10 protein-coding genes are annotated in these 14,828 nt (G+C 41.4%); 6 read left to right on the top strand and 4 right to left on the bottom strand.

The annotated features are described in order from the left end of the window. Window positions 1–28: 28 nt before the first annotated feature. From PLL47_RS04145 to PLL47_RS04120, 6 genes are all read left to right on the top strand, one after another. Window positions 29–166 (top strand): DNA-directed RNA polymerase subunit P, encoded by a 138-nt coding sequence (locus tag PLL47_RS04145; RefSeq protein WP_011021777.1) that lies wholly within the window; start codon window positions 29–31, stop codon window positions 164–166. A gap of 809 nt (window positions 167–975) precedes the next feature. Further along, entirely contained in the window at window positions 976–1,857 is an 882-nt protein-coding gene (locus tag PLL47_RS04140; RefSeq protein ID WP_324444939.1) for a DUF7502 family protein, read from the top strand. A gap of 70 nt (window positions 1,858–1,927) precedes the next feature. Then, the gene (locus PLL47_RS04135) at window positions 1,928–2,929 is read left to right on the top strand and encodes an AAA family ATPase (protein WP_324444938.1); all 1,002 of its coding nucleotides are present in this window, start codon (window positions 1,928–1,930) and stop codon (window positions 2,927–2,929) included. Window positions 2,930–2,968: 39 nt separating this feature from the next. Then, on the top strand, window positions 2,969–3,850 hold the full coding sequence (locus tag PLL47_RS04130; protein ID WP_324444937.1) for a DUF58 domain-containing protein: 882 nt from the start codon (window positions 2,969–2,971) through the stop codon (window positions 3,848–3,850). Window positions 3,851–3,858: 8 nt separating this feature from the next. Further along, window positions 3,859–5,745 carry a DUF7408 domain-containing protein gene (locus tag PLL47_RS04125; protein ID WP_324444936.1) on the top strand — a complete coding sequence of 629 codons (1,887 nt, stop codon included), beginning with the start codon at window positions 3,859–3,861 and terminating at the stop codon, window positions 5,743–5,745. Then, window positions 5,742–8,321 carry a vWA domain-containing protein gene (locus PLL47_RS04120; RefSeq protein WP_324444935.1) on the top strand — a complete coding sequence of 860 codons (2,580 nt, stop codon included), beginning with the start codon at window positions 5,742–5,744 and terminating at the stop codon, window positions 8,319–8,321. Before PLL47_RS04125 ends, PLL47_RS04120 begins: the two co-directional genes overlap by 4 nt. Window positions 8,322–9,907: 1,586 nt before the next feature. On the opposite strand, the gene PLL47_RS04115 is transcribed toward PLL47_RS04120, so the two are convergent. The 4 genes from PLL47_RS04115 to PLL47_RS04100 all read right to left on the bottom strand — a co-directional run bounded on the left by PLL47_RS04115 (window position 9,908) and on the right by PLL47_RS04100 (window position 14,412). Continuing rightward, window positions 9,908–11,089, bottom strand: a complete 1,182-nt coding sequence (locus tag PLL47_RS04115; protein WP_324444934.1) for an AI-2E family transporter — start codon at window positions 11,087–11,089, stop codon at window positions 9,908–9,910. A gap of 204 nt (window positions 11,090–11,293) precedes the next feature. Then, entirely contained in the window at window positions 11,294–11,479 is a 186-nt protein-coding gene (gene sp36 / locus PLL47_RS04110; RefSeq protein WP_324444933.1) for a Sp36 family protein, read from the bottom strand. Between the two features lie 156 nt (window positions 11,480–11,635). Further along, window positions 11,636–11,947 (bottom strand): hypothetical protein, encoded by a 312-nt coding sequence (locus PLL47_RS04105; RefSeq protein WP_324444932.1) that lies wholly within the window; start codon window positions 11,945–11,947, stop codon window positions 11,636–11,638. A gap of 59 nt (window positions 11,948–12,006) precedes the next feature. Further along, window positions 12,007–14,412 (bottom strand): HEAT repeat domain-containing protein, encoded by a 2,406-nt coding sequence (locus PLL47_RS04100; protein ID WP_324444931.1) that lies wholly within the window; start codon window positions 14,410–14,412, stop codon window positions 12,007–12,009. Window positions 14,413–14,828: the final 416 nt, after the last annotated feature.

The raw sequence follows: 14,828 nt of genomic DNA, 5'->3' as shown, positions 1-14,828 counted from the left end.
CAAACACTTTTCAGGTACGTGAGGTTGTATGGGATATAAGTGCACTCGGTGTAAACAGAAAGTGGAAATTGACTACGAGTACACAGGTATAAGGTGCCCGTACTGCGGACACAGAATCCTGGTAAAAGAGCGTCCTACAACCATCAAACGCATCAAGGCAGAGTAAGGAGTATGTTAGTTACTCCTCTTGCCAGATAAGATGCAAAACATGGTTATGTGGATATAAAATCTGTTTTCAAGTACTTGGACGGACAAAAACAGATGTTTCCTGTCCGGACAGTACATATCTCAATTTCCGTTATTTCTATTATTCCAGGTTATTTTTCTACCTTCTTAAAATCTGGAAGCTTTCCTGGCGGTTTTAAATACTGTTTTTGACGCATCCTCTGCTGCTGATGAGAAGAGATACGAAACTTCATCCTTCAGTGAAATGCGGGAAAGATAAAAGCAGCCTTAGTCTTCAGGCTCCTTTATCTTATAACCTCGTAATATTTTTGACACTACACCTAAAAATTTTTCACCTCCTCATAAATTTAAGATACATTTATAAGTACAAATATCTATAGAAAAATTGAGGCATGATTAAACCAGAAAAACAATTTTTAGAAAAAATAGTAATTACATAAACCAATATTGAAATTAAAAATCATGCCTGTAGCAGACACATATATATCGTGATTGAATGGAGTTTATCCCAGAACTATATTCCACTCCTTGATATGGGATGAACAAAGTCTCCCTTCCCAATCACAATTTTTTATTTGGGATCAATTTTAATATGACGCAGGCATTACATGCAGGTGCCTTCCTATTTCCTCCTTCTTTTTGATTTGCGGGAGATTGATCCTGCTTATTTCTCTTTGTATTAGCCTGGTAGTTTCTACTATATTGCCGAAAAAGTCTATGGAACTAAAATTAAATATTAGAAAAGTTTTATTAGTAACACTCGCAATATAATTACTAAAAATTACAAATGTGGTTCGAGATTATATGCTTGTAGTGCCTCTTCTGGAAAAATATAAAAAGTACCTTACGTGGTCTTACCGTACCCTGGGGTTCTTTCAAACAGCCGGAAAATTTGTGTTTTTATTCTTACTGATGATCCTGTTCAATCTGTATGAACTCGCTTACTATGTCCCGGGCGTGGATGAGCTGAGCAGTTCACAGACCTATCTGAACACTTACTGGTTTAATCTCTGTTTAATGGCTGCAGGGGCGCTCGTGCTGACTCTTCTTATCAGCTTAATTTACAGGTTATTTGGCAGAAGAAACAGGTTTAACCTGATAAACCTCCTTGAAACCAGTTTTCCGGAATTCAGGACTAGACTGAGTACTGCATATGATAACAGCCAGAATATCAACATAGTTACAAAGAAACTGCTTGAGGAAGTGCACAGCCAGCTTGCAGCCATCAAAATAAGAAAAATAGTCCCTAAAAACCAGATTTTCAGGTCTTTTGTCGTATTCCTCCTTTTTTCGGGAGCAGTCACTTTCTGCATATATGAGGGCTTCAGCTTCAATATCTCTCCAAATAAGCTAATTGGTAATCTTCAGGACAATCTTCATAATATGAATGCCAGAGCTGCTTACGACGAAAGTGAAGATGTTGTTCCGGATTCCAGGTACAGGATAGAAGCTACCATCATAAAGAATGGAGAGCAGGTTGAAATGGAAATCAACCCCACCATGGGGCTTGGATTCACAAGCCAGATAGATGCGGATACTGAACAGAGATTTAACGAAAGTTCAGGCCGTTATAATGGAAATTTCAAATATAGCCAGACTTACTCTGAAAACCTGCCAGAAGAGTATGAGCCTCTGATCAAACAGTATTTTGAGGAGCTTTCATCGGAATAAACGTCCTTAATCCGGTCTGTCCAGATTCACAGCAGATTCATGATTCACCTAAAAACAGCGGAGTGGAAATATGCAACAAATACAGGAAATCCAGCTTGAAAATTCAGAACTCAACCTGAGACCTACTTATGAAAAATCCCCCCAGATATTTGAAGTTATTTTTAGAGAAATTGGAAATTCAATTGTCGGCCAGAAAGAAATGATCCGGCAGATTATCATAGCCATGCTGTGTGAAGGGCATGTCCTTGTTGAAAGCAATCCCGGGCTTGGCAAAACCCTTACCATATCCACTATTTCCCAGATCATGAGCATGAGGTTCAGCAGAATCCAGTGTACGCCTGACCTTATGCCTGCGGATATCACGGGAACCGACATTATAGAAGAAGATGAAAGAGGCTCAAAGCACTTCAAATTCAAGCAGGGACCGGTTTTTGCAAACATAGTTCTTGCAGATGAAATTAACCGTGCCTCCCCGAAAACCCAGTCTGCCCTGCTTGAAGCAATGCAGGAAAAACAGGTTACTGTGGCAAATACTACATACGCGCTTGACAAACCTTTCTTTATCCTTGCAACTCAGAACCCTATAGAAATGGAAGGAACCTATGCCCTTCCCGAAGCCCAGCTTGACCGGTTTTTAATGAAGATCCGCCTGGACTATCCTGACCCCGATGAAGAGTTTGAGATAGTAAACCGTTATGCAGAAGCTTTCAGGCCAGCTGTAAGGAGATGCATAGAAAAGCAGACCTTCATAGAGCTGCAGCAGATAACCCGAAGGATTCCGATCTCAAATCAACTCAAAAAATATGCAATTGATATAGTGAATCAGACTCGAAAAATGCCTGATATGATAGAAGCAGGGGCTTCTCCGCGTGCTTCAATTGCACTTATTCTCTGCGCAAAGGCAAATGCGTTTCTTGACGGCAGAGGGTATGTTGATAAAAGGGACATTGATTCCATGGCTCTTCCTGTCCTTCGCCACAGGGTGATTCTATCTTTTGATGCTGCAAGAAACAATATTACGAGCGACAAAATCATTCAAAAAATCCTGGATAACAGAAAAACAACTATTTGACTCAGCCAGCAGTAAAATGGCTGGAGGCAATGATCAGACATGGCTGGCGCAAAACATACCATCGACACGTCCTTCCTGACCCAACTTGACAGATATGCAATCCCGCTCAGCAGGAGAGTTACAGCAGTTCATACGGGCAGCCACCAGTCAACAAGGACAGGGGCAGGGCTTGATATTATAGACCATAGAAAATACAATCAGGGAGACTCTTTAAAAAGAATTGACTGGAATCTCTATGCCCGCACGGAAAAGCTCTACATCCGCAGGTTTGAAGAAGACAAAAACCTGAACATGGTCATACTGCTTGACGCCAGCAGCAGCATGCTTTTTCCTGACAGTACACCGAACAAGTTTGAGTATGCAGCAACGGTAGCCGCAGGAGTTTCTTACATTGTAATGAAACACAACGATGTGTATACGATTACAACGTTTGCAGACGATGTGGATTACGCAAAAGCGCATAAAGGAAGGGATGATTTCCTGCGGACAATAGATGCCCTGACTCAGATTTCGGTCAGCGGGAGCACAAAGCTTGCAGATTGTGCAGATTCTATTTACCCGAGAATAAAATCGAAATCAATGGTTCTCATAATTTCGGATTTCCTGGATAACCTTGATTCTGTCCGCAATGCGGTTAACAGGCTGTCAAGGCACGAGCTTATACTCGTACACATTTATGATGAAAACGAGATGAACCTGCCTGAAACCGTGGATGGAACAATAAAGTTTATTGACAGTGAGACAAACGAAGAAATCAGTTTTACAGTGGGACCAAACTTTAAAAAAGAATATGCTAACGAATACGCAAAGCATATAGCTGAACTGGAGAAAATAGCATACGATTTTAAAATCCCTTATTTTCGCGTCAGCATAAAAAATGAGCCGCTTGATACTGTTCTCAAAATCATAGGTGAAGGGTGATCCTGCCTATGGACTTTGAATTCACCAGTGGGCTCATCGCACTTGCAGGGATAATCCCCCTTACAATAATATACCTGTTAAGGCCCCGCCCGAAAAACATCATCCTGCCTTCCCTCATGTTTGTTCGAAGGATAAGCCAGAATCTGCTTGATTCCAGGCGCACTCTCAGTAAAAGGATAACAGACCCTCTATTTTATCTGCAGCTGCTGGCTCTTATTCTCCTTTCGATAGCATTAGCTGGTCCTCTCATAGATGATTTTAAAGAAGATGCTCAAAAGGTAATCATTATAATGGACTCGTCTGCAAGCATGACCGCTCCAGACCGTACCAGAGAAGCCAGGTCAATAGCAATAGACAGCCTGGGTCAGGAGAATACAATTACTGCTGCAGAAAGCATTCCTGTGGTGATTGCAAAAGGCCTTGATGCAAAAGATGCGGAAAAAATAATCAATAGCATGGAGGCTAGAAACACCCCTTCGGATATTCCCAGAGCTATTTTGACTGCCATAAATGAAAAGGAGAATGAGTACGGGAAAATTGTAGTCATATCAGATTTCGAAACCTGGGATGGCAGGGCTCCTGAAACATACATAAGAATCGCAAACACGAAAAATATGGAGCTTGAGTTCAGGCAGGTGGGCAATAAAACTGCAAACTATGCAATTGTAGACGGTTATTTGAAAGACAGCAATGACGGGACCTATGAATACACCTGCACTATCAGAAATTTTAATAATAAAAGCGCAACGCTTGACGTGCAGCTGGAGAGCAATCCTGATACGGCTTCCAGCTCAAAGGTTAGGAACTCCGTGCAGCTTGAAGAGTACGGGTCACAGCAGATAAAGTTTTCAAATATCCCTCAGGGCATATCAACCGTGAAAATTCTCAACGAGGATGCAATACCATGCGACAATATTGCCTGTATTTCAATCCCTGAAGTCAAACCCAAAAAAATCCTTGTATTAACTGACATTGATAAGGCTGCCAGCAAGTCACCCCTGGTAACGGCAATATCCCTGCTTCCCGATGTTGGTGTTGATGTACGGAAGGATCTTCCTGACAACGCCACAGAATACGATACTATAATTGTAAATTCAAAAAATAAGCCCCTTTCAACTAACGATGCCCTGAAAATTGCAGCTTATGCAAAGAATGGAAAAGACCTGATAGTTATAGGAAATGAGTGCCTGCATGATTCATTACAGATGCACGGGCTTTATTCAATTCTTCCGGTAGATATACAATCAGTAGCTAAAGAAGGCAGTTACACAATAGAGACTGTGGGAAGTGGAACAAATATCTTTGACGATGTTTCGTTCGGTGAGGTCTATCTTCGCAAACTCCTTGTCACCCTCCCGAAAGAGGATGCTGCTGTCCTTGTAGATGCCGGGGAAGCCGGACCTCTGGTCTGCATGCAGAATATAAACGAAGGGACAGTAACCTACATTGGGTTCAGTGACACTACTGAAGCCGACGGATGGAACAATTTCGCCACCACTCCTACTTATCCTGTCTTCTGGGCAAAACTCCTCAGGTACATGTGGGGAATCGAGGATATAAGCGAAACAAATGTGAACACGGGCAGGTACCAGGCATTTGATCAGACCCTCAAAATCAAAACACCAACTGAAAGTGTCAGCAGCGATTTTGTCTATTATGACGAATGCGGGCTGTACGAGCTTAACCAGAAAACCATTGCTGTCAACCTGTATGATTCCGGTGAATCAAATACTTTTACGGAGAGAAGGCTGAACCTGACAGGCGAGAATGGAGCTATCCAGAAAGAGGATCTCCGCACAGTATCACCTGATAAGCCCAGGAAATACCTTATTTACGCCTTACTGCTGCTTCTCATGGTCGAGAGTGCGGTTATGTTAAGGAGGAGGATCATATGACCTTTGATTTTCCTTATGGTTTTAATTTTTCACACATAAGCGAACTGATGCTGCTTGTCCCTCTGGCTTTTGTTGTGCTTTTAGGGCTCTGGAGAAAGGTAAATCGAAGACATCTATTTATCCATTCCCTTGTGATCTTTCTTCTTATTCTGGCTCTTGCCGCGCCTTATTCTGTGGATATGAGCTCTCCGAAGACCAACCAGTCGAGGATAACCATAATTTCTGATGAAAGTGCCAGCATGGATCTGCTGCAAAAAGGGGTGTCCAAAGAGCTTGCAGATGAGCTCAATACAAAAGTTCCTGTTACGGTTACAACGGTTTCAGGGATACATACCTCTCTTGGGGATGCCATCATTCAGCAGGCTTCCCCCGATAACTATGTGCTTGTGGTATCGGACGGGCAGAGCAATTCAGGGACGCCGGTTGAGGAGGCTCTCTCTTATTGTTACAGGAACAATTTCCCTGTTTCGGCTCTTATCCCCAGAACCGTTGAAGAAGATCTGAGTGTGGAGATTGAAGGGGAAAACGAAGCTGTAATCGATAACGAGGCATTTTTTAAGGTCAATGTAAGGAAATCAGTTGAAGACAAAATGAGTTATCAGGTAAGGGTTACTGTTGACAGCCAGAAAGTACTGGAAAGGGAAATTACCCAGACTGATAGAATAGAAAGTATAGAATTCAATCATACGTTTGAAACGCTTGGGCCTCACACCGTAAAGGCAACTCTTCATCCGGCAAGCATTACTGTTAAAAACCTGGATTATTTTGAGGTCAATAACCAGTATATGAAAAGTGTGTATGTAACACCCAAACCAAAAGTCCTTCTTGTTACAGACGAGCCCGACTCTCCCCTTGCAAATACGATGAAGGAGATCTACGACGTAAGAGTAGCCAAATCATTCGTTTCTCTTAACAGTACGGATGCTGTAATAGTTGACAACCAGGCTGCATCAACGATCTCCGATACGGAAGCCAGAGCCCTCAAAGATTATATCATTAACGGGGGAGGCATGGTAGTGGTTGGGGGCGACTCTTCTTTTGATTATCCTGCAGAGGATACATATCAGGATACTAAATTTGAGGAACTCCTTCCTGTTACCTCCAAGCCCTCTAACTGGAGAGGAGGCAGAAATGTTGTTCTCATGCTTGATGCTTCACCCAGCATCATGGAGAACAATGGAGTTGGAGGGAGGGTTATTGACGATATCCTGTCAAATGCAATTGTCCTTCTCGAAAGCGACCTCCTTAAAGATGCAAGGGTTGATGTGATCACATTCGGGAGCAGAGGACAGGACATAACAAATGGATTTGTGGATATGTCAAAAGAGTCCAACAGACTCTGGCTTGAAGGTGAAATCAGCAAAATATCGCCCGCAGGAGATTCCACATCTCTTGAAAGGGGACTCATGACTGCAAGGGCTCTGCTTAACGGCCAGGAAAATAGTTCAGAAGCTGAAATCATAATCGTGTCCGACGGCGGAATAGGCAATGTAGCTGAGGGGGACCTCAGGTTCGAACGTGCAGTCCAGTGTGCGGAAAATCTTCACGAAAACAGCGGTATTGGCATTCATTTCGTCCATATACACGCTCCGAAAACCACCCGCCAGGTCACTCCCAAAGGGAAATATTATGCGGAACTTTTAATGAACAAAATAGGCCTGTCAGAAAATTACAATAGAATAGAGCCTGGTCAGAGGATTAAAGTAAGCTTTTCTGAGGACCCTGAGGAGTCCGAAGACCAGGAAAACGAATATTCGAGCGGGTCAATTGTTGTTTATGACCCAAAGCATTTCATTACCCGCAACATTTCCGACATACAGCATGAAATTTACGGGTATAATGAGGTTACTCCGAAACCCGAAGCAAACCGCCTTGTTATAACAAGGCTGGGAAAACCGATAATTTCGGTCTGGAGGCTGGGGCTGGGCAGGGTTGCTGCTATTACAACAGACAACGGTAAAGGGAATGGAGTCCCCTGGGCTGCATCCCTGTACTCGGGAAATGACAGCCTGATTATTACCAGAACCCTGAACTGGGCAGTTGCGGATACGGATATGTCTGACGGCATTCAGCTGGAGGTTCCTGACCTTAAGATGAGTCAGCCGGGAAGAATCCTTATTACCACAGGAAAAGAGGGTACGCCTGAACTTTATTTTGACAAAAAGCCGATGGAAATCACGTCCATCGGAAATAACATGTACGAATCGTATGTTACAGCCGATACCTTTGGGCTTCACAAAATCTCTGAAACTCCTCTTGAAGCAAACCTGACCGAGGAGCTGATGTCTGAAACTTCTGGAGCTAAGAACGTATCCTGGAGACCTGCTGCCGTAAACCGCCCGGACGAATATACGTACGTTGGAGAAAATACACTTTTTAGAACAGCAGTACTTGAAAACGGAGGGAAAATCTATACTAAAGGGGATGTCTGCTCAAGGATAATAGAAGACGCTTCAACCAGTACGCAGAAAAAAATCCTGACAAGGGTCTTTTATACAAAATATTTCCTTGCCCTTGCTTTCCTTGTATACCTTCTCTATACCCTTCACCACACATACAATACACGCATGAAATGAAATTATCCGGAATTGGTTTTGACCGATACAGTATAAGGATACGAAAGTATGGTACTATTGCCTGCGGACCTGAGACCTCCAGCTTGGAGATATCTGACGCCAGCAGCTCAGAGTATAAGTAATTCTCAGTTCAGTAGTTTGCAGTTGATACTTTGTTACATAAGTGCTACTGTTATAAGTTCCACATTATTAGTTTAATGATCTAATATTAGACTAATGAACTAAAATTAGAGAGATGGTTTAAGAAATAGGGCAATAACATAATATTAAGTGTTAAAAATATTATATATGATGAAGGTCTAGTATAAATTGCGTTCTCATCTCTGAACACCCAATAGCAACATCTACTCCAAAACCTACTCCACAGTAAAGAGATGAACTAAAACACAACCCACAAATACCTCAAACCTCTTCCAAACTAAAAGTCTCTCAGTAACATTCGGAACTTCCAGATATTTTCAGATGGGAACGCAGCCTCATTTTAAAAACTATGTTTGTTTCAGGGTTTTTGAACTTACAAAAGATAGCTGGTATTAATCCTGCTCTTTTTTAAATAATATGTAAGTACCGAAAAGTAACATTCAGTAGAGTGGATAAAGGTGTTTTGTTGAAAGAAGGAGAATAGCCAAAAAAGGAAAAAACGGAATTCTGTGTTTCCGTATTGGGCTTATAATGAATCCAAAAAGGGTTGCACGGATTATTCCAGATTCCGGTACTCAGGTTCCCCTGATTAGTATTGTGCTTATCTTTGCCAAAAAACAGGCACCCGTTCTCAGGACAGGTCATTTTAAATGATTCGGTCAGTGATTGTGTATAGTTGTCTCCTGTGTAATTTTCGAGGCTTAATAATAGGGGATCTTCTGTAAGATAGGGGCCTGCTGGGTATGTCAGCACACCTCCTTTTATTATAGTTCCCTGCGGTGCGGCACTGGAAGAACTTGTTGTTATCACTAGAAAAATAGTCAACATCAATATAATATTAAGCTTATTTATTCCTCTCCCTCCGTGTTTTGAACAATACTGAACTAAATAGCAACTTTTTCCTTCAGGTCTTATAGAAGAAATGGATTAGGTAATATATATTATTTTTTAAAAATCCAAATTAATATATTTCTACTGATAGCGCCGTAATTGGCTGGATTATGTGCAATATATCTGTGATATAAGGTTATATTAATGATGAAAAGTTATATCTCTAAACTAACAAATATATAAGTAGTATGATATTAGTTGTTGAAAATATTATATACAGTAAGTGCATAGTATAACTTGCGTTCTCATCTCAACACCTAACCAGAAAGACCTATTCCAAAAGACCTACTTCAACATCCACTCCGAAAAACTATCCCACAAGTAAAGAGATAATACAGCACTCACAGCCTATGAGTCAAGTACCTCAAACCTCTTCCCAAAAACAAAAAGCATCTCTTAAATGTTCGGAACTTCCAAGATCCAGGTGGGAACGCAACCTTTTTTAAAAAAAAGTTATGATAGCCAGTTAAGTGTCAATTTAAACTCACAGTCACAATGCAGTACTTAACTGTGATCATTTCCATGTCTCATTTAACTCATCAGCTTTTACTTCATTATTGCCATGGGTTAATTTCCGGAACGAACATATGGTCACTGGAGGCATCAACTGATCTTTCAGCCAACCTATCAATCGAATTACCAGTTGATTTCTCTGCAGTTTTTTCTTTAGTTGAGCTTACATCCAGGTTTTCCGTCTGAACGTGGGAAGTCCCGATTATTTTTTTCGTCCTGAAGACTGCAAGCAAAAAGCCGTATGTGAGGGGGCCTATGATAATGCCTATAGGGCCGATAACGAAGACCGGAGCTGCAAAAGCTATGAGTGTAATTGCCGGGTGGATTGCAGCTCTGCTTCTGGCAAGCTTTGGTCTTATGACAAAATCCGGGACAAGGTTAAGGAAAATGATTCCCAGGAAAACCAGTGCTCCTGCTGTGAAATAGTCCTGTATGAGGGCATAGTAAAGTGCAAGGAGACCGTAAACCGTACCCGCTCCAACAACTGGCAGCAGAGCCATTATAAAGGTTATGATTCCCCATATCAGGGGATAAGGTACTCCAAGCACCCAGTAAAGTACTCCACCTATTACACCGGTAACGAGACAGGTGAGGAAATAAACTACGAAAAGGTTCTGGTAAATGTGATTCAACTCCCCAAGGAACACAATTCCCAGTTTCCTGTCCGGGAAGAGACCGGGAAGTTCGGCTGCGATAGTTTCGCTTTCCACAAGAAGGTAATAAGTCAGAACAACAATTACTATCAGCTCTATAGTCAGGATCGAAAGGTCGGTTGAGATCTGGACGATATTATTCTGGATATCAGGTAAGTAATCCGTAACAAGGGTGTTCAGATACTCGCCTATGCTTTCGGTAAGTTTCCCTGGATGGGTCTGAATAAACGGTTCGAATAGCCCGACTATCTCTCTGAGATCCATATTTGCAAACCCGTTGAGGGTATTGGGGATTTCTAAAATTCTTGAGACCTCATTCATTAAGGCTTTCACCATCATAACGCCTGAGGACGCTATTAGAAGAAAGACTGCACCAAGAGGGATCATAGCGCAAATCTGCTTGCTCTTTATGAATCTCTGACAGAATAAGTAAACCGGGTGAATAACGTAAGCAAAAAGAGCACTGAGAACAATAACGTAAAAAAAAGAGGATGTTATATATAAGGCAAATAAAGAAACCAGTAGAATTATAACCGCATAAGTGGCTTTAACAGGATCATAATTTTTCATATACTTAAAATACTGAAGAAGTAAATAAATAACTTACTGCCATTATCATGGAGTCCATTTCTACACGTATTAAATTCCGTTTAATGAGAACAGGCTATTTGTCTTGAAAATGTCAGCGTGTTTTTAAAAATTAATAAGGAAAAATACATTTAAAAATGGAGAAGATTAAGAGAATATTTCGATTATTTTAAGAGAATATTTCGATTATTCAGGTATGATTTCTTTCTTCTCCCTTTTAAAAATCGCTGTTATTGTTCCCTCATCATCCATGTCGTCTTTTAAGAGAACCAGTTCCCACCCTTCATTTCCAATTCTTTCAAGATCGCTCATCTGCTGTGGCATGTGCACACCATGAATTCTGCGAGAATCATACTCCCATAGCTTCATCATTATCACCCCTTCTGTTAACGATTAAGAGAAACTTTATACTTAATATTGTGATGAAACTATAAATAACCCGGACAAATAAAAAATATGGCTGGACTTTTGACTCTGGTTTCGCATCGCTTGTACATAATTACCGCAAATGGAAAGTAACAGATCAATTCATTGCTCGTTGTGGTCAGAAAGCCCCGGAACTGCAGCCCGATAAAGTACCCCATTTTCATATTTTATCCTGCGGATTCTTTCTCGTGTCATAAAATCAAACACCAGCTCGATATCTTCAGGGTATCTGGCGCTGGGTAAGGGCATAAGGGGTTCTGAGTTTTGCCCTGAGACATAGAACATGTTTTCGCCGAAATAAGCAATGTATTCCAGCTGGTACTTTTCGAATACCAGGCGGATGAACTTTTTTGAGAGAGGGAGTTTTGAGAATTCAAAATCCTCTTCCGTTAATTCGATGCCTGCCCCATACATAAAAGAAGAACTGGCAGGATAGAATATAAATTGCAGGTAAACTTGAGAGTGAAGATAGCTTATCTTCCTGAATCTCTTGAAAACATTTTAACTTCAGGGATCATGCTTATAATTCTGCCAGCCAGTCTGTAGCGTTCGAGAAGGTCTTGCTCCTTCCTGATTTCTTCAAGCTTCTCAAAAATATGCTTGTTTTCTGGAATATAAGGAATCTGAACTGCAACTATATTAAGCAGGGATTCAAGCTGCTTTTCCAGTTTTTTTCTATCTTTATCAATATCCTGGAAACTCCATTCCCTGACTTTTTGACTAACGGTACACGTGATTTTTTCCGAAGGTTTGCCTTTTGCCTTCAGGCAGGCTGTCCTTGCTTTATATCGGATTCCGGAAAGGGTCTCTTTCAGCTTCTGTTCCACAACTACTTTTCCAGTTTTCTGGTATTCTTTATTGAAGGTTTTTTGCGCAAGAATAGAATCTTCCTCTACAGCCTCAAAAAGTCCTGAAGCCCTGTCAAAAGCCTCAATACAGGACTCAAGAAGTTTTTTCTGGGCAGGCAGGTCCCCGGAAGTCAGGTTCCCTGCAGCTTGAAGAAGCCCTGAGAATTCTTCCAGAGTTTCAAGAAACTTTCTGTTTTCTTCCAGATCCCCTGTTCCACGGGTTACCCCTGAGAGATATCGTTCACTTTCAAGTTTTGAAGATCTTTCCCCGAAAAGGATCTGTAAGAGAGCCTCATAAAAGGGATGGTAAAATTCGGGAACAAAAGTACCGATAGAGGTTTCAGCCGCCTCTTTAAAGTATTTGACTGCTTCTTTAAGTCCGAAAAGGTAGGCAGCTTCGTTTTCCGCCTTAAGAGCTCTCCAGAGGGAAGCCCTTCCGAGGGAGCGGAGTGCATACCTGCGGACGTAGATGTATGGGTTATTAACAAGAACCTGCAGGTCTCTCCATGCCAGTGTTTTATCCGGGACATAAAAAAAAGCAGGTCCAAGAGCTCTTGTTGCTGCTCTCTGAACAAAGCTGTCACTGTGAGTTGAAAGCCTGACGAGGTCGCTCCAGACTTTTGCTTTATCAGGAACTTCTGGATAACCCGATGAAATGGCAATTACCGCCCCTTTCCGGACCTCCCTGTCCTCAGATGACGCAAGTCTCAAAAGGTCATCCCATGCTCTTTTTTTATCTGCCGAGTATTTAAATGAGACTGCAAGAAGCTCTGCAGCTCTCTTCCTGAGCTGGGCATCCTGGCTTTCAGTAAGCCTGACAAGGTCATAAAAAACTGTAGATTTTTCCTCAGCCGTCGGAAAGACATGCGAAAGCATTTCTGCAGTGCCCTTTCTGACACCTGCATACTCATCTTCAGTCATTTTGAGGAGTTCGTGCCAGATGTCCTGTATTTTGCCTGATCTTCTCGAATAAACAGCAAGTAGAGACTCAATCGCACCTCTTCTCATCTGAGGATCAGGATCCGAACTGAGTCTCAGAAGCTCTTCTATAATTTCATCTTTATCAGGAAGCTCGGAGTACGTTCTTGCAAAAGATTCTACTGCATTTTTTCTCACATACCGGTCTCTGTCCCCTGTCAGCCTCAGGATATCAAAAGCGGGCTTCTTGCTTTCTTTCCCTTTAACATGCTCGTTTTCGAGCTTATCTTCCTCACCCATTTCTCTTTCCCCAATTATTTCTTTTTCTTTCCCTTTCTCTCGTTCTTTATACAAGTGAGAATTGATAGAAGCAAGAGTATTGATAACCTCTTTGAGCACGTAACCTTCCTTCTTTTCAGCCAGATTTACAAGATCAGAGTATGCTTTATCTTTGTCCGGGGCATACAGATAAATATCTGTCAAATTTTTTGCTATATGTTCTCTAACCTTTATATCCCTGGGTTTCTCTGCCAGTTCAAGAAGATTTTCCCATGCTTTGCCTTTCTTTTCCTCAGGCAGCTTCGGAAAAACCATACTTAAATACGAAATCGCCCTCTCCCGAATATAGAAGTCGTCTGATGTTGTCATTTCCAGCAGATCCTTCCAGACCTGTTCCTCATCCTGAAATCCAGAAATGGCATCTGGAAGCGAGTGAATAATTCCCCTGCGGACGTCCTCAAGGCTTGATTTTGAGTTTATCAGATCAATAAGGTCTTTCCATGCTCTGTTTTTATCAGGCATCAGAGGAAAAACCGCGATAAGAGAGTTAACTGCTGTTTTCATAATCTGTTCTACAGGATAAGCCGTCAGGTTTACAAACCTCTCCCAGACCAGTTCCTTTTCTGGCACATTGGGAAAAACCTTTGTAAGAGAATTAATAGCCTCTTCTCTGACCTCGTTATCTCTATCGGAGCAGAGCCTTAAAAGATCTTCAAAAGCCTGCTTTCGATCCGGAAAAGCCTCAAAAAGATCCCCCAGCTGCTTTGCAGCTTTTATTCTCTCATCCGGCACCTGACTGAAAGTTTTATCATGTATTCCTGGCTGGTCACTCAAGAATTCCCACCAACTGCTGCTCCAGTTCCTTCCTGTTATGATATATTCCAGTTTGGCAGGTTTCTTTATTATATGTATTGATTTCGAATTTTATCTGGCAGTAAAAAAAGTTTTAACTTAAGCTATTTGAATAGAAAATCAAACAAACTTTATTAAATAATTACAAAATTATGATACTTAGATCTATTACAGTTTTACTTCACTATTTCTTCCATCATATTGACTATAAACAGGTTAATACTGATCTTTTTTAAGGATCTATCAAAGTATTAATCTGTTACATATTTATCCCATTACAGGTATTACATTTACTGATACCACTTTATTCTGGAACTATTATAAAGAGAACATAATGTATTGCAAATGAAGGATGAAATAATGCGGCAACAGGATTTAATAATCATACAGACGGCACA

The organism is Methanosarcina sp. (assembly GCF_035390745.1).
GTDB lineage: Archaea > Halobacteriota > Methanosarcinia > Methanosarcinales > Methanosarcinaceae > Methanosarcina.
This window is presented reverse-complemented; position numbering and strand designations above follow the sequence as displayed.